We start from the raw sequence: 20,252 nt of genomic DNA on the forward strand, positions 1-20,252 counted from the left end.
ATCCGACATTCACCACCCCGAATTAGGAATAAATTTCTTGGTACGTTGACCCCAAGACAAGGACTATTGTCGTCATACTCTCCGAGAGACCGATTACATGTTTCTCCGTCCCGTTGACCGTTAACACATGGACACCCGAAAAACAGAAGAAAACCCACCTGCCTGTAGGGTTCTGGGCTGGCTTTTTCTTCATGTCAGGAAACGTCCGACTTTGCCTTTTCAGCTCATGACGAATCCGGTGCTGGATAGCAGCATAGACCATCAGGCAAAGCGTCATCACCATTAATAAAGCCTCAATGCGTTCCGGCTTCTTCAGATACAAAGACGACACCAGAAAGTCCGGGCTTTTCAGAAAACGGAAGCCCCTTTCAACCTGTTGCTGAGATTTGTAAGTCCTGAGCAGTTCTGCGGTGGTCAGTCTGCCTGTATCAGTGTCGTTCGTAGCGAGAACAAAGCAACCCAGCGATGCCTCAGCATCCCGTCGGGTTTGCACAGTGACCGAGCAACACCCTGTCACGAAGTACTCCAGATGATCCGGCTCTGCCCCGTGAGCGGGACGACCTTTGGTCTTGTAACAGGGCTTTGAAATAATCTGTGGCTCAGCCTGACAGAGTTCAGATTGCTTTTGCCACTGCTTGAAGGCTTCAAGGGCGTCCTTCTCGCACCGAAACGCTTTTTTGCCCAGTTTTTCCAGTTTCTTGCACTCTGCCAGAGATTTTTTCTGCATACGTCTTGTCAGTGTCTTCTGTTCAGTTTTCCGGCTTTGCTTGTTGCGGAATAAAACCCAGCGTTGTTCTACGCCAGCATAATCAGACGACACCTTTATGGCTTCGTAATGCTCAAAACCTTCCACAGCCTTCATAGTGCGTGTTGGCGCACTCTGCACCAGCTCTTTGGCGGCGGCGATATTGAGGGGAACACGGGAAATGAACCACTGCCCTTGTTGATCCAGTTTTTGAAGCGTTTCTGCTACATACAACGCAGCATCAGCAACGAAGTAACGGGCTTCCAGTGCGGCCTTGAAACTCTTCAGGTGCTGGGATACGACCCACTGAAAACTCGTCTTGTCGGTCACATTGCCGCTGGCAGCGGCCATAAACATGGGAATGCCCGCTTTGTTTTCGGTCATCAGAAGCAAAATGGCCTGGTTCAGGTCTGGCCGATGGTCACGGCTGTAGCCTTTGCAAATCCTGATGCAATTAAGGTCTTCGTCGCTCTCCTCGCTGTCGCTATTATAACGACCATCGACGTGTAGGCTTGTACCGTCAAGGTTTAACGCCTCGCATGGCAGCTTGAGGTGCTTTGCTACCTTGATAGCCAGCTCGAAATAGACTTTACTGACATCCAGGTTGAACATCTCATCCAGTGCTCTTCCGAGCACTTTGTCGTTTAAGTGCTCAGGTTCGACTCCCTCCCTGATCAGCTTGTCGAGGGGTTTGTTGTCGAAAAACTGCGGAAACATATGGAGAGATTGCCCAACGAACCCCAAGCCATTGAGAATCATGGCGAGAATGCACTCACCATGAGAAACCTTCCACTCGTCGGACTGCTTTGGGGCACGCTGGTCAATGTGTTCGACGATCCCAAGCTCTTTGCACATTCCTGCGACTAAGCCGAGGTGATCCATGACCTGAGTGCGGTACTGAACAGGAGGCATAAGACGGTTTCCTGATATTTGCTTATCTGATAAATAGCAGACTTCAGGAAAATGTCAGGTTAGGTGGTGAATGTCGGGTATGATAGAAACTTTTACTCTGCGCTCGATAGGGGAGAAAGCTTACAGATTAAAGGTGAACCAACGACAGGCATTTCTCATTCATATTTTCTCGGCAATACATGCGTTCGTGCAAATGTTTCAAGCCGCGTTTATTTAGCCGAAGAGACTCGTGGTAAAAGCTATTACTCCATAAATGTTCAAATTCCTGTAATCGACGAACGTTGTTCTGGTAAAGCTGGATTCAAGCAATAAGTGCAAGCGACTCCCCAAGTTTTTGTCAAACTTCTTCAAATTCATTTACTGAAATATTCAGTAGAGACTTTACTGAGCAAGAAATTGGGACATTTTTTAAGGGTAAAAATATAACAAAGGTAATCTCATATTCACCAGAGAATAGAGAGGTTAGTTTCAGTATAAAAACAAAAGTATTCAGGTATGTTTTGCCCAGCCTCTAACAAGTGCAGGCAACCGACAGCCAATTTTGTCTGCAGCTGAAGCAGGCGTTAGCCGTCTGCAATATTCAGAGCTGGTCAAGTAAACTGTAGGATGTGAATATTTTTATCTTGTCATATTTATCTTTAAACTGGTCTATCACATAACGACAAGAATCGCATACAGGCAATTCAGAGTGCAGAAAAACAGATGCTTTTGAGTCGATTTTGATTTTTTTATCCAAGTATTCAAATATCTTCACTTCCGCATCACATGATCGGTCATGACGAATATCAAAAGTTTCAAAGGCTCTATTCCTAGGAACTGATAAACCAACTCTTGTATCAGTTCCACTAACAGCTACGAATTCTTCAGTGTTAGATACAGAGTGTTTAATCACTGCAATTGCTACATTACGATCACCAATATTATCTTTCATGTCTTTTCTAAAATGGCTTATTTTTCGAGATAATATATCTGTATAGTCATGTTTTGCTCGAGCGTTATAGCGAATTCGCTCTGAGCGCGGCATGGTTTTTTGCCTTGGTTCGGTTTCTTTTTTCCTATGAAAACGAGTTTTACGCTTCGTGGTGTGATCTGAAAGCACTCCTGCAATAAGGGGTCTCCGTAGTGTAGGTTCCATTTATACACTTCCCTGTAAAAACTTTATTAATGAATTGGACTGATAAAATGCAAAAAAGTTCAAACCAAACATCAGGGAAACGGCTAATCGGGTAGCCGGAGGTTTCTAACCTCCAGCCCCCAAAACACCCTGCATGCGGGTCCGCACAGGGCGTTTCATTAAGAATGGTGAAGCTTGATCCATCCGTCCCGCAGTGAATAGAGCCCCTGTGATTTCAGATAAGCCAGCGATAGCGCCTGAACGGTGGCCGTCAGATCACGTGGCTTCGTTGTCTTGTGCCAACTCGCCTCCAGCCTACGCCTCATAGGATGTTCTTGTTCATCAGCTCGCAGCTTTGCTAGCGGCTTCCTCCAGACCAGACCTCACGGGCTGGCCCTTGCCGTTCGCTAGTAGTTAGCGTTTAATCACAACAGGGTTTTCAANCTGGGGAACACCTTCCCGAGTTTCTGTAAGACAGTGGTTATCCATGACACCGGCACGCAGGTAGCGACCGATTAATTGCATCACGCGCTGATCCTTAATCTTGCGGCCAAGGAGCGACATCAGCAGATCGTGGTTTACCCGGTCAAAGAACTTAGAGAGGTCAATATCAACAGCGATACGATATCCATTGCAGATTATGGACTGCACCTGTCTGACAGCCTGTTGCCCATTGCGACCAGAGCGGAATCCAAAACTATTATTGGAAAATCCTGGATCGAGCAGAGGTGTCAGAAGCTGAGCCATCGCCTGCTGGATAACGCGATCCTGTACCGTGGGGATACCCAGAGGGCGTTTTCCTCCGTCAAGTTTGTCGAACCCTACACGTCACACGTCGTACTGGCGCAGGTCTGTAGATTCCGTTCTGCAAGGCCGTTGCCGTGTGTTTCCAGTAGCCTTGGTGCACCCATTCAGGGAAGGCGTCAATGGTCATGCCGTCTACACCGGCTGCGCCCTTGTTGGCGTGGACCTGCTACCATGCTCTCTGAAGGTTTTCAGGGTGCATAACGTGGTCGAAAAAGTAGTTAGCGTTTAATCACAACAGGGTTTTCAACGGTGATCTTCCTACAGGGGACTTTCACCCCATAAGTTCATGCCCATGCCGGGCGTACACAAGTAGCGGCAGCGGACTTGCAAAACTGTCACTCGTTTTGCCAAAAAAAAACGGCAAAACAAGCGCCAGTTCCACAAGCCGCTGCGCTAGGCGTTATGTTGCTAATCACTATTGGCTATTAATGCACTTTAATCTTAACCATTTCGAGCCATAATATATTGCAGCTGATGTAATCACTACACCAATTACACCAACTACACCGTATAAAAATTTGATGACAAGTTCATATTTATCATGTTTACAGCTGATATCTTGCCAATCATCTTGTTGGCAAATACTTCCTGCAATTGATGAATAAATGTTTGTGCAGTTCAAGATCAAACTCATATGCTTAAAGATTGGTTCATAATAATCATTGGCTCCAGGGTACTCATACCCTGCAGTATGGAGTCCTAACAAATAAAAGGTATCACTTTTAGAATAGAATAAAGCCCCGCCAGAGTCTCCAGCCTCACTATAACCAGAATAACTCAGTTGGTATGATTGAGGAATAGAGTCTCCATCACTTGAACTTGACAGTTTCCACGAAAGCTTGACTTGTTTCAGTACTTCCGAACCATCATATGCAGCAGCATAAACTGGATCTACCATTGTCAAATCAATGCTTCTATAGTTTTCAAAATCCATTTCTGGTGGATTAAGATTTGATGTATTAAGACTATCTGTTAACTCAATTATTGCAAAATCATCTTCTGAACTCTTTAAATATTTTCTCGCACTCACAGTGAAAGGGCTAGCTGCATTTAAAAATCTAGCTTTAAGGCAGTCACTTTTATCACCCTGTGCCAGAGTATGAGCAGTAGTTAAAAGAAATTTATTTGAAACTAATACAGCGGTATAGCTTGAGGAAGTACTTGACATTTTCGCTATCCAAGGTAGCACACCACGAGCAACTTTTTCATTAGGTTCTGTGTAACGCTCTTCTCTATAAGAGGCACATAAAAGACCAGAAAAAAAGCTCAGTGCGAAAACAGCGAAAACAGCGAAAACAGCGAAAACAGCGAAAACAGCGAAAACAGCGAAAACAGCGAAAACAGCGAAAACAGCGAAAACAGCGAAAAAATGATGCATGTTAAAAATTGTAAGTGGTCATGTAGGTATCAAGTGTAGTTAAGAACCATCGCAACATAATCGGGTAGCCGGAGGTTTCTAACCTCCAGCCCCCACAACACCCTGCATGCGGTTCCGCACAGGGCGTTTCATTAAGAATGGTGAAGCTTGATCCATCCGTCCAGCAGTGAATAGAGTGTTAACTCCGCTTTGAAATGACCCTGTGATTTCAGCTAAGCCAGCGATAGAGCCTGATTAATACCCGGCGTTTTCGCGCTTCTCCACGGGCCTTTACTGCTTCGACCACAACCAACTGCCGTTCGGATTTCAACGCCAAGACGCATCAATTGTCTGATTTTAGTGCGAGGCAACTATGGTGACACAGGGGGCCCTTGCCGTTCGCTAGTAGTTAGCGTTTAATCACAACAGGGTTTTCAACGGTGATCTTCCTACAGGGGACTTTCACCCCATAAGTTCATGCCCATGCCGGGCGTACACAAGAAATTCCAGGTGACGCCTACGGCGCACCTGAACCAAGCGTTAGGCGCTAAAAATCTGAGTATCCTTTCCCATAATGATCTAGATTTATGTGCTTACTAAATGACAGAAAACTGATAATAATAAACCCACATAGAGGGCATGTTGTTTGCTTACTGTACTTCTGTTTAAGGGTTTCATATGGAGAATGATGACTAGCTTTATAATGATTTATTCTTTGTTGCGGAGTTTTAAACCCACTTGGACAGTTAAACATACAAGGGAATGGCTTTGTAGCATAAGGAGGTGGTATTACATAACCGTTTGTAAGGCAATTAACTGAATCATTAGGGCTATAAGTTTCTGTCATTATTTCATAGTCATAATTATTTGCATAACTTATAAAGTTTGCTTCTAGCAAAGAGCCTTCGCCATGCATGGAAAAAAGGTCTTGACTCTCACCTTGATGATTAACACTCAAGAAAGAGGCTAATAAAACTGCCAAGCTAGGACATGCTGGGTCATGAGTAACAACTAATTGTAATACTGTAGAATTCGTGAATCTCAGTTGATTGTTTTCATATATTATTGAAGTAATTTTTCCACCATTTTCTATATCTATAAGCAACACTCCATATGGAGTATTTAAATAGAACATACTTGAATGACAGACGCTCGTGAAAGCAAATAAAAAACAGATTATCTTTTTCATAGCAGTTACATATGAAGATGCTGAATCTAAGTTTAGTCAAGCTTCGCGCGTCTAATCGGGTAGCCGGAGGTTTCTAACCTCCAGCCCCCACAACACCCTGCATGCGGGTCCGCACAGGGCGTTTCATTAAGAATGGTGAAGCTTGATCCATCCCTCCCGCAGTGAATAGAGCCCCTGTGATTTCAGATAAGCCAGCGATAGCGCCTGATTGATACCCGGCGTTTTCGCGCTTCTCCACGGGCCTTTACTGCTTCGACCACAACCAACTACCATTCGGATTTCAACGCCAAGACACATCAATTGTCTGATTTTAGTACAAGACTCGGTAAGTTTGTTAGCCGGAGCAGGTCGGTTCGCTGTTTTTCTGCCATCCACTTTCACATTATCCTCCTGTTTCCATCGCTGAAAGGTGCGTACAGACAGTCCCAGAACCTGACAGGCAGCAAGCTGTCTGGCTCCTTGTTCCATTGTTTGTTCAATCAGGTTTACAGCATTTTTGCGATCTTGGAGGCTGATCAATCGTCCTCGCGCTCCCCCCAGATCGCGCGGGCCTTTTTTGCCAGTACCAGCAAGGCAGCGGTTTCAGCCAGAGCCTTGTCCTTGCGATTGAGTTCACGTTCAAGGTTCTTGATGATTTTCTTGTCTTGTTTGCGTTCTTCAGCAAGCAGTTTACGCTGTTCGGCAGCTTCAGCATTGGCTGTCAAACAGGCGGTTTTCCATTGTGCTATTTGCTCAGGAAACAAGCCCTTTTTCCGACAATATTCGGACAGTTCTGTTTCATTCAGAGCTGCAGTTTCAAGCACGACAGCAAACTTATCTTCTGAACGCCATTGTTCAGGATTCAGACCATCACCAGGCACAGGTACTCCTTGCGCTCTTGTCTTTTTCCGCCAAGTGTACAAGGTTGCCTCAGTGATACCAGTCTCTCGTGATAACTGGGCAACAGGTACATTATTGGGGGGCATCATTTTTTGAACGACGGATGCCTTAAACTCTTCTGAATAACGGGCCATTGATTACTCACTGACCGCCCCCTGTCTTTAGTAGAGAAACCTGAAGAGGCGACAACTATGGTGACACAGGGGGAAAAGGCGGCTACCTACTTCGCGAAGAACCAAAAGTAGAGCGGTTTCGCTTTATGCTCAACACAGTGACCCGTTTTCTCTGGTAAGAATGGCTGCTGTGCTGAGCGTTTCCCGAAGTGGGTTTCATCATTGGGCAAAGAACCGCCATACACTCAGTCAGCGGGCAGAGAGTCAGTCTGCACGTGACTTGTTGATTCGTGAAGCCTTTTATCGGAGCAAAGGCCGCTCCGGTGCGCGCCGAATACATAAAGACCTCGAAGACGACGGCTATCCCTGTTGCCTTAAGACCATACAGGCCAGTATGAAGCGTCAGGCGCTTATCCCGAAAGCAGCAAGGAAGTTTAAAGTGACAACTGACAGCAAACACTCAATGCCTGTTGCCCCAAATTTACTGGAACGTGACTTTACAGCCACTGAACCTAATCAACAATGGGCTGGAGCATCACTTATCTACAAGCGACAGAAGGCTGGTTATATCTGGCGGTTGTCATTGATCTTTTCTCTCGTAAAGTCATTGGCTGGTCGATGGACACAACCATGAGGGCAAGTTTAGTCTGCGATGCCCTGAATATGGCCCTATGGAGACGCAAATGTCCTAAAAGCACTATCTTCCATAGTGATAGAGGGAGTCAGTACTGCTCTGAGGCTTTTCGAAGTATCCTTCAGGAGAAGGAGTTGCTGCAAAGCATGAGCCGCAAGGGCGATTGCTGGGATAATGCCTGTGTAGAAAGCTTCTTTCATTCTCTGAAAGTAGAAGCCGTACTGTATGAGCCTATGATCAATCGGGAGCAGATGCGCCAAGAAGTGTTTGAATACATCGAAGTTGATTATAATCGAACTCGTCGATACAGTTATTTGGGTTATTTAAGCCCTGAGAACTATGAGTTGGCAGAAGTTTAACCTGGTGTCCAGTTTTACTACCTCAGATCAGTGCGGTAGGACGCCCTTGGGAGCGCAACTTCCTTGGGTTTACGTTCAGTCGGCGGGGACTTAAAATGAAAGTCAGTGATAAAGCACTGATGAAGCTGAAAGCAACGGTTAAACAGCTGAGCCGTCGAACGAGAGGTCATTCAGTCACCCAGATCATCACAGAGTTAAGAAAATCCCTGCTTGGCTGGAAAGCGTATTTCGACATTGCCGAAATACCGAGTCCTCTGCGGGATCTGGATAAATGGATTCGACGACGATTGAGGTGTTATATCTTGAAGCAGTGGGGAAGCAAAGGTTACCGAATGCTCAGACGACTGGGAGTTGATCGATTTCTAGCTTGGAATACAGCGAAGTCGGCGCATGGGGTCTGGCGTTTAAGTGGTAGTCCGGCACTCACCAGAGCACTGCCGAATAGATATTTCAGGAACTTGGGTTTGCCAGAAATGGCGACAAGATAAACAACAGTAATTTGAACCGCGAGGCTCCGCCCTATCCCGATTAGGCGCAAATCAATAACTGAGATTAATATATTTATGGATAGAATTAATAGAAAAAGACCACCATCTCATGAATTAGATTCTGAATTACAGCCAGCACCTTCGAAAAATAGTACAACCTATTCAAAAAAAATACCCCAGAATGAACAAGTAGAAACTGGTAGACCTCAACTATTGAGTAGAAGTATTTCTGAATTAAAGCCTAGGCTATTTGAAAAAGAATGTATTCTTATTCCCAAAAAAAGCATTGAACTGTCAGAACTTAAACCGAAATCAACAAAAGGTCATTTAGAAAAAGAAAAACCTTCCTTTAATCATGAAGTTATCAATAAAAAGTTAAATGAAAATGGTGTGTTAGAACTATCTTCAAAATTAGAAAAAATTACTGATAACCTTCCACCAAGTCAACAAGGTTTTACAAAAGAATTAGTTGAGTGGTTAATGTCTGAAATTGAATTTTATGAAGAAGGTTATACAGAAATAGATGTATCAATAGAGGATGATCTGTATTGTTTAGCATTTATTCTTCCTAGTTCAAAAAAAGGGAACCAAAAATTATTATTGCTGTTAGCAAAGCAGCAAGAATACCGTGGGGCAGGTACATATTGTTTAGCTGTAGCAATTAACGAATGTCATATGAAAAAAGAAAATTTGATTTTAGAAGCAAAGTCAGAAAATATGGCGGTTTTAGCTGAAAAATTTGGTTTTGTGGAAAACACCTAATCGGGTAGCCGGAGGTTTCTAACCTCCAACCCCCACAACACCCTGCATGCGGGTCCGCACAGGGCATTTCTTAAGGATGGTGAAGCTTGATCCATCCGTCCCGCAGTGAATAGAGCCCCTGTGATTTCAAATAAGCCAGCGTTCGCCGAGCCTGTTGAGACCAGTGGCTGAGAACTGGAAAGTAACCGATCGCGTGTTAAGCAGATCTCCCCGGATAAGGACATGAACTGTCACTGCGCAACTGCATCCTTTACGGTGGCCGTCAGATCACGTGGCTTCGTTGTCTTGTGCCAACTCGCCTCCAGCCTACGCCTCATAGGATGTTCTTGTTCATCAGCTCGCAGCTTTGCTAGCGGCTTCCTCCAGACCAGACCTCACGGGCTGGCCCTTGCCGTTCGCTAGTAGTTAGCGTTTAATCACAACAGGGTTTTCAACGGTGATCTTCCTACAGGGGACTTTCACCCCATAAGTTCATGCCCATGCCGGGCGTACACAAGTGCAGTCAAAAGGGACGCCTCACTGCGTTCGCCGCCCCTGCTGCAGGCGTTATGTTGCTCAACTCACAATTACAAAGAGCTATACCCACTATATTTTGAGCTTCTAATCTGACAAGCCACAACATTGATTATCGTCAGGATAGAGACCGTAATGACTACAAATAGACCTGTACCTACTACGGCGGCTTGTAAATCACCACATCCCTCATCTGAGTAGCTGTCTGGGCTAGGCTCGCCATGAATCCAAGCTCCATTGGACTCAAAATAATTACTTGGAAGCAAGCAACTATGTTGAGACCCAGACCGTTCCTGAATATAACAGAGAGAATCATTATTCATTTGCCAATAACTTTGATTCAAAGTGGAGTTAGAGGTAATAAAATGAGAAGCAGTAGTACTTAAAGATGTAGAGTCGGGAAAGATTTCACTGAATTTTGTGGTTTTGCTCAAGGTATTGTTCTCATTTAGAACAATACATATCCTTTTATCCTGAGAAAGTACTCCATATATCTCAAGCTCATGACTCAAACAACCAATATAATTTCGTTCTATATATCCACTGTTTTCATATGGTTCAATGTCAACGGGAATAGAGTCAAATAAACGAGCTAAATCTTGACTTGGGCTATCGTTTTTATCAGCCCATGAAGCAGTGCATAATACGATCAACAATATACATAAAATCTTCATAGAGTCACAACCGGTGAACAGCATCTTCTGACTCATACTGTAGCTCAGAGCAGAACAACCGCAACATAATCGGGTAGCCGGAGGTTTCTAACCTCCACCCCCCACAACCCGCCTGTGTCAGGATAGATGTCGCCACTTTTGATCCATGACTCTCAACAACTGAGAGCTGACTGAAAGAGGCTGTAATGGCTCGTTACTCCAAAGAAATGAAAGCAGCAATCATCCAGAAAATGATGCCGCCCAATAATGTGCCAGTTTCCCAGTTGAAAAAAGACACAGGTATCACCGATGCCACCCTGTATACTTGGCGCAAACAGGCAAGAGTTCAGCCCGGAGATGGCAAAAATCCTGATCAGTGGTCAGCTGAAGACAAATTCGCGGTTCTGATGGAAACCGCGACCATGAATACTACCGAGCTGTCTGAATATTGCCGCAAAAAAGGGCTGTATCCAGAAGAACTTCAGCAATGGAAGTCAGACTGTATCACTGGAAGCTCAAAGCCCGCTGAATCCAGGCAGGCTCAGGCAGCTTCCCAACGCAGTGACAAAAAGCGCATCCAAAAATTAGAAAGAGAGCTCAAGCGCAAGGACAAAGCTCTCGCTGAAACTGCGGCTCTGCTGGTACTGTCAAAAAAAGCCGAGGCGATCTGGGGGGAGCGCGAGGACGACTGATTCCTCTCCCGGATCGCAAGGAAGCTGTAGCACTGATTGAAGAGGCGGTGGCTAACGGCGCCCGTAAGGCAGAGGCCTGCTCTGTCCTTAACCTGTCAGTGCGCACAGTTCAGCGCTGGGTACACAATGAAGAAGGCGTCAGGATGGATCAGCGAAAAGGCGCTGACCGTCCAGTGCCTTCCAACGAATTAACGAAAGAGGAACGCACCAGGATTATTGAGATCTGTAACAGCGAACGCTTTAAAAGCCAGCCTCCCAGCCAGATTGTGCCAACACTGACGGATGAGGGCGTTTACCTGGGTTCGGAAGCCTCGTTCTATCGAGTACTGAAAGTAGACGGCCAACAGCATCATCGAGGTCGCAGCCAGAAGCCGGTCAGGAGAACGCCCACATCCCATTGTGCGACAAAGCCGAATCAGCTGTGGTCATGGGATATCACGTACCTGAACTCGTCGATTCGGGGTCAGTATTATTACCTTTATCTGGTCATGGACGTTTACAGCCGGATGATCGTGGCTTGGAAAGTTCATAAGGAGGAGTCGGCAGAGCATGCGGCTCGGATGACCCAGAAGGCCTGTTGCCAATTTCTTTATTACACTGCTATTTGCTTATATTTTCATGGGCATCCAATCTGTCATTTCCATCGTAATCATGGAATATTTTGTCATCCCATACACTAATAATTTTCTGATTATTGCTTCTTCCGGAGCGTTACTGGGCTTTCTTATCACTGGCTTTGGGGCTAGTGAATTACTGGAACTTGGCCTGCTGGGTGCCTCCTTTGGGTTTAGTGTTTCTGTTATTCTTTATTCCTCAATTAATGGTAGAAAGCACATTAAAAATACGATTCAAAACCAATAAAAATACGTTATGACATGCAGCCTGCTTTTCAGGTTTCTTTTTGCTTTTTCGATCTCTGGACAACCCAATGTCTATTCCATTAAGTTAAAGGATATTCATTAGGGGAATTCAGGGAAGCATGGATGCCTGCTAGCAGCCTCTTTACCTCCTGCTCCGGAGGAAGAATGATAAGAGCCTTCACGTGCCTTGCAGTCCTGCTTCTCATCCACATTCCACCCTCTTCCGCTTACTTCTGGAAGCCGACCCCTCTGAAGAATGTATACAGAAATACCTGAAAGATTCATGGTGCTATGCAGCACTTGAAGACGACACGGTCATTGGTATTTGTGTTGTAAAGCCCGAGAACAACAAACTGGCTGAACTGTTTAATATTGCTGTGAGTCCAGATTGTCAGGCCAAGGGAACTGGCTCCAAGCTCCTGAAGTTCACCTTGGACTCACTCAAAAACAAGGGAGTTCAAAGAGTCGAACTGGGTACAGGTACTTTTGGATATCAGCTGGCTTTTTATCAGCGGCAGGGCTTCAGGGTCGACTCTATCCGTAAAAACTTCTTTCTTGATCATTATGTTGAGCCCATTTTTGAACAGGGTATCCAACATAAAGACATGCTCCGGCTGGTTTGTGATCTAACTGTAGAATGATCTTTTCGCTATAGTCGCTCAGGCAGTAGCAGGACTGTCGAAAAAAATGATAGGTTGCTCCAGGAGCCTAACATCAGGGATAAAACATCATGCCTGTATTCACTAAAAAAATAAGACCTTACGTCGAGCAAGAGCTTGATCAATATCGTGCACTCATGCGCGAGGCCAAACCTGCTGAGGCTTTCAAACATCTGGAAAATGCTCACGTCCTGGGACAGGAATCCACCTGGCTTCATGTCAAAGTCCACTGGATCATGATGCTTTGGGGGTTCCAGCAAAAAAGACCGGGTGAGTTCTTCGGCCAGATTTTTCGAATCTTCGGTGCTGCCGCAATGACTGCCATAGGCTTTGTTCCCAAAGGGAATACCGGTGGCAGTAATGTCAGTCCATTCAAGGTCATGCCCATTCGGCAGGAACATGAGCGCCTGATTGAGCAGGCCAAGGCTTCTTGAGTCATTCATAAAATATTATAAAAATCTGTATGGAGTGCGTCAGAACATGAAAATTTATGGCGATATTCAGTCCGGCAACTGCTACAAGATCAAACTGCTGGCTGCTCTGCTCGACCTGAATCATGAGTGGGTCGATATTGATATTCTGAACAATGAAACCCAGAGCCCAGGCTTTCTTAGCAAAAACCCTAACGGGAAGATTCCTCTATTAGAGCTTGATGATGGTCGCTGCCTCTGGGAGTCCAATGCCATCCTTAATTACCTGGCCCAGGACTCTGAGCTGCTTCCTGCGGATCCTTTTTTAGAGGCCAAAATCCAGCAATGGCAGTTTTTTGAACAATACAGTCATGAGCCCTACATTGCTGTGGCCCGGTTCATCAATAAATACCTGGGAATGCCTGAGCATCGACGCAATGAGTTTGAAAGTAAGCAGGAAGGTGGCCACAAGGCGCTTAAAGTCATGGAACAGCAACTGTTAAAAAGCCCTTTTCTGGTGGGAGATCAACTGACAACAGCTGATTTATCCCTGTTCGGGTACACGCATGTTGCTCATGAAGGGGGTTTTGACCTGTCACTGTACCCCGGTATCCAGAACTGGATAGAACATATTCATGCTTTACCGGGCTTTGTTTCCATGCAAGCTGACAGCTGATATCTCGTCATATCAGACAAGGAATGCCTATGTACGCTGTGATTTTCAGAGCCACTCTTAAAAAGCTGGATCAGGAATACACTCAAAAGGCTCAGCGAATGCGTGAGCTGGCTTTAAACGAGTATGGCTGTATTGAATTTATTGCCAATACTGAAGGTGATCAGGAACTGGCTATTTCTTACTGGCCAGACAAGGAGAGTATCCGGGCCTGGAAAAATAATCCGGAGCATCTCTCTGCTCAACAAAAAGGAAAAACACTCTGGTATCAGGATTATCAGGTAGAAATTGTTGAAGTCCTTCACAAATACCAAGGTTAAGCTTAGACACCGCACTGCCTCTGGATTGTAAAGACTCATTCAAACCGATACGATGATCTATTGGGAATCTGGCACCAGGGAGAAGGGTCTTGCTCACGCCGGTCAAACTGACTGTTTATTTCATTCTGATTTTTTTCTTATCAGGATGTGGCAGCGCTTCAAAAAAAATCACCCAACAGGACTTTGATCGAGCCAGTACCCACTGTCAGTCTCAGTGGCAGGTGGACCGGGACGAACAACACCCCCAATGGTTCACCCGCTGGCTGACCTGCAAATCTGAACACACCATGCCTCTGGAATTGCAAGCCTACCCACACAAAGAAAAAGAGATCCGGCAAATGTACAGCCGCCTGATGCGAATGGGGGCCGCTGTTGACGAAGGACGCTCAAGGGTTAAACCGGTTTATGATGAGTGGGAAAAAATGCTAAGAAACATGGGTATTTTCAATGCTGCCTGTGTGAGAAACAGGGACGGTTCCCGTCATTGCATGCCTGCTGGAGATTCGGTTCTTTTTGTTAAAACCGAAGAAGGACGAATCATTTCTGTCAGTGATCTGGTCGAGACAGAGAACTAAAGACAGTCCAGAATACAGTGCAACAAGGCCAGCCTTCTGGCTTGTTCTACCCTCTTCACTCGGTACACCACTCGCCCTTAAATTTCATCCCTCCTCTGAATCTTTCTCTACTGGTCAAACGTCCTTATATTCAAAACTCTCTGAAAAGCCCAAGGCAAGAATAAAGCATGAACATTGCCATTTACCTATACGACAATGCTGAAATATTGGACTTTTCCGGTCCTTTCGAAGTATTTTCAACGGCCAGCCGGATCTGTGAAGGCGGAGCGCCTTTCAATGTCTTTCTGGTGGGGGAAACCGGAGAAACAGTTTCTGCCCGTGCCGGATTCAGCGTGAATCCTGATTATGGTTTTTACAACCACCCTCCTATCGACCTGCTGATGGTAGTGGGTGGCGTTCACCATGCTGAACTGAAAAAACCTCAAATGCTGGAATGGATACGGACCTCTTCAGCCTCTGCAAAAATGACCGTATCAGTCTGTACAGGGGCTTTTATTCTGGCAGCAGCGGGGATTCTGACAGATCAGAAGGTCACCACCCATTGGGAAGATATTCCAGAGCTCAAACAACAGTTTCCTGAACTGAATGTGGTCTCAGACCAACGATGGGTTCAAGAGGGTTCCGTCGTCACATCTGCAGGCATTACCGCCGGGATCGATATGAGCCTTTCTCTGGTCAGTTTGCTGCACAGCCAGGCGCTTGCTGAGAAAACAGCAAGACAGATGGATTTTGTCTGGAATCCATAAACAGCCATGAGCGGGAAATGCGGCTCACCCTGAAATATAAAAATGGCTAGAGGGTATGATTAACATGAGGAGCCTGTCTGTTCGTAATCAGGCTCCTAGCCCACCTTAACCTCAAACTGGAATTTGTAATAATCGCTCCGGCAAACCGCAGATCCGTATTCAATAATACGGCCATCCTGCCGGCGACTGAGCAACCCTACTTTCATCAGAGGGATGCTCCTTGGAATTTCAAGCATGGCCGCTTCTTCTGAGTCGGGCATATAAATGCTCAGATCATACTGCTGTTTATCCGGAATAATTCCGCACTCTTTCCAAAAAGCATACAGTGAACCTTCCAGCAGATCAGGCCGAGGGAGATACTCTTCTGGAATAAACAGTGTTTCGATAGAAACAGGGATCTGATCCAGTAATCGTACCCGCTTTATTTTTGCTACGGACTCATCCGCTTTCGACAGTTCCAGCTTCAGGGTTAACGTCTCGTTCGCATTGACCAGTTCGCGCACTAACCACCGGTTACTGACAACTCCCTTGTGTTGAAGCTGTGATGAAAACCCTCCTCCGGCCAGGTTGTATAACACCGGCTGATTAACCTGATTACCCCGCCCCTGCTTTTTGACCAGCAAACCAATGTCTTTTAGTTCAGCCAACGCCTTCACGACGGTCACCCGGGAAATACCCAGTACATCAGACATCAGACGTTCTGAAGGAAGAGTATTACCATGAGTCAGCATCTTACTGTCGACCGCTGACTGAATAGCATTTTGCAACTTCAGATACAGCGGGGCTGGCTCTTGTTGGTACATTTGGTCTTTCAGATAACTTAGGAGACGCTGGCTCAATAGATTCACCTGATTTTTTAATGCTGGAAAAAGGCCGACAGATTCTATCAAATGTTTTGATTTCAATCATTTTGGAGTGATATTGGTATTTAACTGGACTTGTTTTGGACTTATCATGATAGAAACTGTTCTATACCCATTGGATTTCAAGATGCTACTAGGCGACAAGTGAGCGAAGCCCTGTGAGCCTACAAGTAGTAGGTGATCAGGGTGAGCGTACGCTGGCAACAACGTAGCATCTTGAAAGGCGATGGGTATAACAAGCATTATTAAGAGGTAGTTTGTGAGCAAGGAACCAGAAGTGAATCCTGTCAGAAACCGGATTCTTGGGTGCCTCTATGGCCAGGCCATCGGGGATTCCATGGGAATGCCGTCTGAATTATGGCCACGCAGCCGCGTTCAGAGTCACTTTGAATGGATTTCTGATTTCCTTGCCGGACCGGAAGAAAACATAGCGGCTAATGAATTCGAACGCGGGCAGTATACTGACGACACCAGTCAGTGTGTTGCCTTGATGGATGCCATTATTGAATGCCAGGGGCAAGTTGAGCCCATGGTTGTAGCCCAACACATAATGAACTGGGCTCAGCGTATTAATGCTTTTGAAAAAAACATTCTGGGTCCTACCTCAAAAAATGCCTTGCTTGCTTTGCAGAACGGTACCCCTCTGGAAGAAATCGAAGCTAACGGTGTCACGAATGGCTCTGCCATGCGTGTTGCTCCTGTCGGTTGCTTAATGCCAACCCAGGATCAGGACAAATTTATTGAGACCGTCAGAAACTCCTGTCTACCTACTCATAAGTCAGACATTGCCATAGCCGGCGCTACCGCTATTGCCTGGGCAATAAGCCGGGCCATTGAAGGGGCTACCTGGGAACAGATTAAGCTGGAAATCATCCCGTTAGCCAGTGATGTACAACGTCGTTTTGAGTCCACTTTCAGCCCTCTGATTGGTAAGCGCATCTTGTATGCTCTGGCTATTGTTTATGGTCAGCAGGATGTTCATAAAGGCTTAGCCGATATTTACGACAATGTTGGTTCAGGCATGGATATGATTGAATCCATACCGGCTGCTTTGGCTCTGGTAGAACTGTCTTCAACTGAACCCACTCTGTGCGCCAAACTGGCGGCCAACCTGGGTGGAGATACTGACACCATTGGTGCTATGGCAACGGCTATCTGTGGAGCCTTGCATGGTCAGGAAGCTTTTGATCCAAAACATATCAGCCTGATTAATCAGGCAAATGACATTGACTTTGCGCCATATGCCGCCGCATTAACGGACTTCCGCTTTTCTTAAGCAACCTGAAGCAAAGAAAAACCTTTAACGGAAAAAACAAAACGGACATGCATCATGAGTAGTATTGAGTCCACTGCCGGGATCCCTGAAGGCAGAACTTCCGGGGGAGAACCTTCCATCGATCAACTGGGTATTGCACTGGTACCCGAAAGCCAGCAGACCAAAAAGCCGGTTGAGCTGTTTTTTGTCTGGTGTGCTGCCAACATTGGTATCCTTGGCGTTGTCTATGGCGCTATCATCGTTTCATTCGGATTGTCGTTTATCCAGTCCGTTCTGGCGGCCGTTGTTGGTGTCGCGTCCTTTGCCCTGGTCGGTGTTTCAAGTATGGCCGGCAAGATTGGCCGAACCACCACTCTGACCCTCTCCCGCTCCAGCTTTGGCAAGCAGGGCAACATTGCCCCCACCTCATTCTGCTGGATCAACCTGATGGGCTGGGAAGCCGTTAATATCATCACCGGTACACTGACTGTAGTGGCCTTGTTGAGTGCAGTAGGCATTACAGAAAGTGTGGCCACAAAAGTCATTGCCCTGATTCTCTTTGGCGGCCTGACTGTAATAGTCAGTATGCTCGGACAGAACACCGTACTGTTGATGCAGAAGTGGATCACCCGAACCTTTGGCGCTATGACACTGTTTGTGGTGCTGTATCTTTTATCCACTGCTGACTGGCCTGCCATTTTAGCCCTGCCATCTGGCAACTGGCTTACCGGATTTCTGCCTGCAGTTTCCATTATTGCTGCGGGTACTGGCATTAGCTGGGCGATTGCAGGTGCAGACTACAGCCGTGACCAGGCCTCATCTTCCTCTAACCGCAGCATTTTCAGTTCTGTCGTTGTGGGCGCCGGTTTACCACTGGTTTTGTTGATGCTGACCGGCATTCTACTGACCGCACAGATTCCAGACCTTGCTTCCCATGAAAACCCTATTTCGGCGATCGGCCAACTCCTTCCCACCTGGATGGCTATCCCTTATCTGGCCGCAGCGGTCGCAGGTATTGTCACTATTTCTGTACTGAGCCTTTATTCTGCCAGCCTTAACTTGTTGAGCATGGGCATCAAGCTCAAGCAGAGAACCGCTATTGCCCTGGACGCCACTTTGATTCTTGGCATTGCCCTCTATGTGCTGTTTGTTTCCGGCGATTTCCTGGGCCCCTTCATTGCTTTTCTGGTGTTCTGTGGTGTCTTCCTGGCGGCCTGGGCGGCCATCTTTATCTCCGACTTCTTCAGTTACCATCGTCACCGTGGGTATTCAGAGCAAGAACTGTTTGGTGAGACGGGTACCATTTTGCCCACATTAACTTGCTGGATCGCAGGTGCACTATCAGGCCTGATGGTCACCAAAACCGGCTTTATTGACGGGCCTTTTGCAGTGGGTATCTTTGCAGACTCCAGCCTCGGACTTTTTGTTTCTTTCGGTGTCAGCCTGTTGATGTACAACCTGTACAACAAAGCATTACGCCCACAGCAGGAGTCTGTATGTTTGAGCTGAGCCAATACTCACAGGTGAGGCCGGTGGTCGTGGTCGGCGCAGCTTTCTGTGATGTCATGCTGGGAGTAGATACACTCCCTGAAAGCGGTGGCGATGTGACAGCTCAGGATCTGGGCTCTCAGGTGGGCGGGTGCGCCTTTAATGTCATCAGGGTTCTGCAACGCCTGTCTTTGGAGCCTGTCAATGCAATACCGGTAGGAAATGGTGTTCATGGTCGAACAGTGGCTGCAGCCATGGAAAAGGAAAACCTGCCCGTTTCATTGTTGCACCCAACACACGACAATGGCTGGTGCATAGCCATGGTGGAAGCTAACCGGGAAAGAACTTTTGTCTCCATAGAAGGGTGTGAACAACATTGGAACGAGCCTTTGCTTGCCCAGATCCCGGTTCCGGATCAAGCCATTATCTATGTGTCTGGTTATGAACTGGTCAGCGATGGTAGCGAAGCTCTGAGGGACTGGTTGTTGGCACAGTCAGATGATAAAACCCTCTTTGTTGATTTAGGCCCGCGAATCAGAGATATCGATCCAGTATTTATTAACAAACTACTGGAGAAGAAACCCATTCTGACCTTGAACAGAGATGAACTCCGGGCTCTGGAGATGCCAAACGACAGTCAAGGCAGCCTTCTCACATCCGCTATCGAGTTTTCAAACAATTGCGATATAACCTTGATTTGTCGTTTTGATAAAGAAGGCGCTACGGTTTGCCAGCCAGGTATGCCTCCTGTCACTGTTGAAGCCCTCAAAGTTGAGGTGGCTGATACCATTGCAGCGGGAGACAGTCACACAGGTGGCGTTATTGCCGGGATAGCTCTGGGAATGCCTGTCACGAGAGCAGTTGAGCTGGGCAACCTGATTGCGGGCATTGTGGTCAGCAAACCAGGTTCAAACGGAGCACCGACACTGAGTGAACTGGTGGATTTTCAGAAAAGCATGACTGTCGTACAGTCAGATTAAAGTCCTTAATATCAACCTCCGGCAACGCCGGAGGTTTGCCTGAAGATTTTTCCCCATCCAGTCTTATATACTCTGTAGCCTTCACAAACGCTGCCTGCCATCAAACGCTATTTGCTGACACAGCCAATGGCTCTTACACTTGCTTATCACTCTACTCTCAAAAACTTTAATCAGGCTGAACTCAGGTAGCTTCCGGATATTGCATG

General features: G+C 46.4%; 19 protein-coding genes and 4 pseudogenes. 15 read left to right on the forward strand and 8 right to left on the reverse strand.

All coding sequences use genetic code 11. The features are described from left to right. Window positions 1-22 precede the first annotated feature (22 nt). The 6 genes and pseudogenes from GZ78_RS13355 to GZ78_RS13380 all read right to left on the reverse strand — a co-directional run. Window positions 23-1,657, reverse strand: coding sequence for an IS1634 family transposase (locus GZ78_RS13355; protein WP_034832908.1), 1,635 nt, complete (start codon window positions 1,655-1,657; stop codon window positions 23-25). 580 nt (window positions 1,658-2,237) lie between these two features. Continuing rightward, entirely contained in the window at window positions 2,238-2,792 is a 555-nt protein-coding gene (locus GZ78_RS27505) for a deaminase domain-containing protein (protein ID WP_051786167.1), read from the reverse strand. Window positions 2,793-3,185: 393 nt separating this feature from the next. Next, window positions 3,186-3,572, reverse strand: a pseudogene (locus GZ78_RS30325) (reverse transcriptase domain-containing protein); the annotation flags it as partial. A 421-nt stretch (window positions 3,573-3,993) separates the two neighbouring features. Then, window positions 3,994-4,956 (reverse strand): trypsin-like serine protease, encoded by a 963-nt coding sequence (locus GZ78_RS13370; protein ID WP_034836955.1) that lies wholly within the window; start codon window positions 4,954-4,956, stop codon window positions 3,994-3,996. 526 nt (window positions 4,957-5,482) lie between these two features. Beyond that, a complete protein-coding gene (locus GZ78_RS28925; RefSeq protein WP_152558719.1) occupies window positions 5,483-6,124 on the reverse strand; it encodes a hypothetical protein in 642 nt (213 codons plus the stop codon). 321 nt (window positions 6,125-6,445) lie between these two features. Then, window positions 6,446-7,137: pseudogene (locus tag GZ78_RS13380) on the reverse strand (transposase); the annotation flags it as partial. Between the two features lie 74 nt (window positions 7,138-7,211). Here GZ78_RS13380 and GZ78_RS30330 point away from each other — a divergent pair. The 3 genes and pseudogenes from GZ78_RS30330 to GZ78_RS13395 all read left to right on the forward strand — a co-directional run. Further along, window positions 7,212-8,109, forward strand: a pseudogene (locus GZ78_RS30330) (IS3 family transposase); the annotation flags it as partial. A gap of 95 nt (window positions 8,110-8,204) precedes the next feature. Further along, window positions 8,205-8,597 (forward strand): group II intron maturase-specific domain-containing protein, encoded by a 393-nt coding sequence (locus GZ78_RS13390; protein ID WP_034836961.1) that lies wholly within the window; start codon window positions 8,205-8,207, stop codon window positions 8,595-8,597. Between the two features lie 75 nt (window positions 8,598-8,672). After that, the gene (locus GZ78_RS13395; RefSeq protein ID WP_034836964.1) at window positions 8,673-9,359 is read left to right on the forward strand and encodes a hypothetical protein; all 687 of its coding nucleotides are present in this window, start codon (window positions 8,673-8,675) and stop codon (window positions 9,357-9,359) included. Between the two features lie 566 nt (window positions 9,360-9,925). Here GZ78_RS13395 and GZ78_RS28930 read toward each other — a convergent pair. After that, complete coding sequence (locus GZ78_RS28930) at window positions 9,926-10,582, reverse strand: hypothetical protein (RefSeq protein ID WP_152558720.1); 657 nt, start codon at window positions 10,580-10,582, stop codon at window positions 9,926-9,928. Between the two features lie 149 nt (window positions 10,583-10,731). On the opposite strand from GZ78_RS28930, the gene GZ78_RS13400 reads away from it, so the two are divergent. The 9 genes and pseudogenes from GZ78_RS13400 to GZ78_RS13440 all read left to right on the forward strand — a co-directional run bounded on the left by GZ78_RS13400 (window position 10,732) and on the right by GZ78_RS13440 (window position 15,460). Further along, complete coding sequence (locus GZ78_RS13400; protein ID WP_081869852.1) at window positions 10,732-11,217, forward strand: transposase; 486 nt, start codon at window positions 10,732-10,734, stop codon at window positions 11,215-11,217. Beyond that, a pseudogene (locus GZ78_RS30980) lies at window positions 11,217-11,342 on the forward strand (helix-turn-helix domain-containing protein); the annotation flags it as partial. The gene GZ78_RS13400 and the pseudogene GZ78_RS30980, both read left to right, overlap by 1 nt. A gap of 18 nt (window positions 11,343-11,360) precedes the next feature. Next, window positions 11,361-11,897, forward strand: a complete 537-nt coding sequence (locus tag GZ78_RS13405) for a DDE-type integrase/transposase/recombinase (protein ID WP_236631553.1) — start codon at window positions 11,361-11,363, stop codon at window positions 11,895-11,897. A gap of 362 nt (window positions 11,898-12,259) precedes the next feature. Then, entirely contained in the window at window positions 12,260-12,718 is a 459-nt protein-coding gene (locus GZ78_RS13415; protein WP_051786170.1) for a GNAT family N-acetyltransferase, read from the forward strand. A gap of 89 nt (window positions 12,719-12,807) precedes the next feature. Further along, complete coding sequence (locus tag GZ78_RS13420) at window positions 12,808-13,170, forward strand: DUF3703 domain-containing protein (protein WP_152558721.1); 363 nt, start codon at window positions 12,808-12,810, stop codon at window positions 13,168-13,170. Between the two features lie 46 nt (window positions 13,171-13,216). Continuing rightward, window positions 13,217-13,822: a glutathione S-transferase family protein gene (locus GZ78_RS13425; protein ID WP_034836971.1), complete on the forward strand. Its 606-nt coding sequence runs from the start codon at window positions 13,217-13,219 to the stop codon at window positions 13,820-13,822. Window positions 13,823-13,851: 29 nt separating this feature from the next. Beyond that, the gene (locus GZ78_RS13430; RefSeq protein ID WP_034836974.1) at window positions 13,852-14,139 is read left to right on the forward strand and encodes an antibiotic biosynthesis monooxygenase family protein; all 288 of its coding nucleotides are present in this window, start codon (window positions 13,852-13,854) and stop codon (window positions 14,137-14,139) included. A gap of 89 nt (window positions 14,140-14,228) precedes the next feature. Continuing rightward, window positions 14,229-14,714, forward strand: coding sequence for a hypothetical protein (locus GZ78_RS13435; RefSeq protein ID WP_034836976.1), 486 nt, complete (start codon window positions 14,229-14,231; stop codon window positions 14,712-14,714). A 167-nt stretch (window positions 14,715-14,881) separates the two neighbouring features. Beyond that, the gene (locus GZ78_RS13440; RefSeq protein ID WP_034836979.1) at window positions 14,882-15,460 is read left to right on the forward strand and encodes a DJ-1/PfpI family protein; all 579 of its coding nucleotides are present in this window, start codon (window positions 14,882-14,884) and stop codon (window positions 15,458-15,460) included. A 95-nt stretch (window positions 15,461-15,555) separates the two neighbouring features. On the opposite strand, the gene GZ78_RS13445 is transcribed toward GZ78_RS13440, so the two are convergent. After that, on the reverse strand, window positions 15,556-16,263 hold the full coding sequence (locus tag GZ78_RS13445) for a GntR family transcriptional regulator (RefSeq protein WP_236631554.1): 708 nt from the start codon (window positions 16,261-16,263) through the stop codon (window positions 15,556-15,558). Window positions 16,264-16,582: 319 nt separating this feature from the next. Here GZ78_RS13445 and GZ78_RS13450 point away from each other — a divergent pair, with 319 nt between their 5' ends. Genes GZ78_RS13450 through GZ78_RS13460 form a run of 3 tightly spaced genes read left to right on the forward strand, consistent with a single transcriptional unit; the run spans window position 16,583 to window position 20,046 of the window. Further along, window positions 16,583-17,599 (forward strand): ADP-ribosylglycohydrolase family protein, encoded by a 1,017-nt coding sequence (locus GZ78_RS13450; RefSeq protein WP_201772712.1) that lies wholly within the window; start codon window positions 16,583-16,585, stop codon window positions 17,597-17,599. Between the two features lie 54 nt (window positions 17,600-17,653). Continuing rightward, entirely contained in the window at window positions 17,654-19,087 is a 1,434-nt protein-coding gene (locus tag GZ78_RS13455; RefSeq protein WP_081869853.1) for a purine-cytosine permease family protein, read from the forward strand. Beyond that, window positions 19,075-20,046 (forward strand): PfkB family carbohydrate kinase, encoded by a 972-nt coding sequence (locus GZ78_RS13460; protein ID WP_034836985.1) that lies wholly within the window; start codon window positions 19,075-19,077, stop codon window positions 20,044-20,046. The genes GZ78_RS13455 and GZ78_RS13460 overlap by 13 nt, the downstream gene beginning before the upstream one ends. The last annotated feature ends 206 nt before the right edge of the window (window positions 20,047-20,252 follow it).

The sequence above is a fragment of the Endozoicomonas numazuensis genome (assembly GCF_000722635.1).
Lineage (GTDB): Bacteria > Pseudomonadota > Gammaproteobacteria > Pseudomonadales > Endozoicomonadaceae > Endozoicomonas_A > Endozoicomonas_A numazuensis.

Excerpts from the sequence above, each read along its gene's own strand:
- GZ78_RS13355 (WP_034832908.1), bottom strand. The coding sequence starts at position 1,657 with ATGCCTCCTGTTCAGTACCGCACTCAGGTCATGGATCACCTCGGCTTA.
- GZ78_RS27505 (WP_051786167.1), bottom strand. The coding sequence starts at position 2,792 with ATGGAACCTACACTACGGAGACCCCTTATTGCAGGAGTGCTTTCAGAT.
- GZ78_RS13370 (WP_034836955.1), bottom strand. The coding sequence starts at position 4,956 with ATGCATCATTTTTTCGCTGTTTTCGCTGTTTTCGCTGTTTTCGCTGTT.
- GZ78_RS28925 (WP_152558719.1), bottom strand. The coding sequence starts at position 6,124 with ATGAAAAAGATAATCTGTTTTTTATTTGCTTTCACGAGCGTCTGTCAT.
- GZ78_RS13390 (WP_034836961.1), top strand. The coding sequence starts at position 8,205 with ATGAAAGTCAGTGATAAAGCACTGATGAAGCTGAAAGCAACGGTTAAA.
- GZ78_RS13395 (WP_034836964.1), top strand. The coding sequence starts at position 8,673 with ATGGATAGAATTAATAGAAAAAGACCACCATCTCATGAATTAGATTCT.
- GZ78_RS28930 (WP_152558720.1), bottom strand. The coding sequence starts at position 10,582 with ATGAGTCAGAAGATGCTGTTCACCGGTTGTGACTCTATGAAGATTTTA.
- GZ78_RS13400 (WP_081869852.1), top strand. The coding sequence starts at position 10,732 with ATGGCTCGTTACTCCAAAGAAATGAAAGCAGCAATCATCCAGAAAATG.
- GZ78_RS13405 (WP_236631553.1), top strand. The coding sequence starts at position 11,361 with ATGGATCAGCGAAAAGGCGCTGACCGTCCAGTGCCTTCCAACGAATTA.
- GZ78_RS13420 (WP_152558721.1), top strand. The coding sequence starts at position 12,808 with ATGCCTGTATTCACTAAAAAAATAAGACCTTACGTCGAGCAAGAGCTT.
- GZ78_RS13425 (WP_034836971.1), top strand. The coding sequence starts at position 13,217 with ATGAAAATTTATGGCGATATTCAGTCCGGCAACTGCTACAAGATCAAA.
- GZ78_RS13430 (WP_034836974.1), top strand. The coding sequence starts at position 13,852 with ATGTACGCTGTGATTTTCAGAGCCACTCTTAAAAAGCTGGATCAGGAA.
- GZ78_RS13440 (WP_034836979.1), top strand. The coding sequence starts at position 14,882 with ATGAACATTGCCATTTACCTATACGACAATGCTGAAATATTGGACTTT.
- GZ78_RS13445 (WP_236631554.1), bottom strand. The coding sequence starts at position 16,263 with ATGTACCAACAAGAGCCAGCCCCGCTGTATCTGAAGTTGCAAAATGCT.
- GZ78_RS13455 (WP_081869853.1), top strand. The coding sequence starts at position 17,654 with ATGAGTAGTATTGAGTCCACTGCCGGGATCCCTGAAGGCAGAACTTCC.
- GZ78_RS13460 (WP_034836985.1), top strand. The coding sequence starts at position 19,075 with ATGTTTGAGCTGAGCCAATACTCACAGGTGAGGCCGGTGGTCGTGGTC.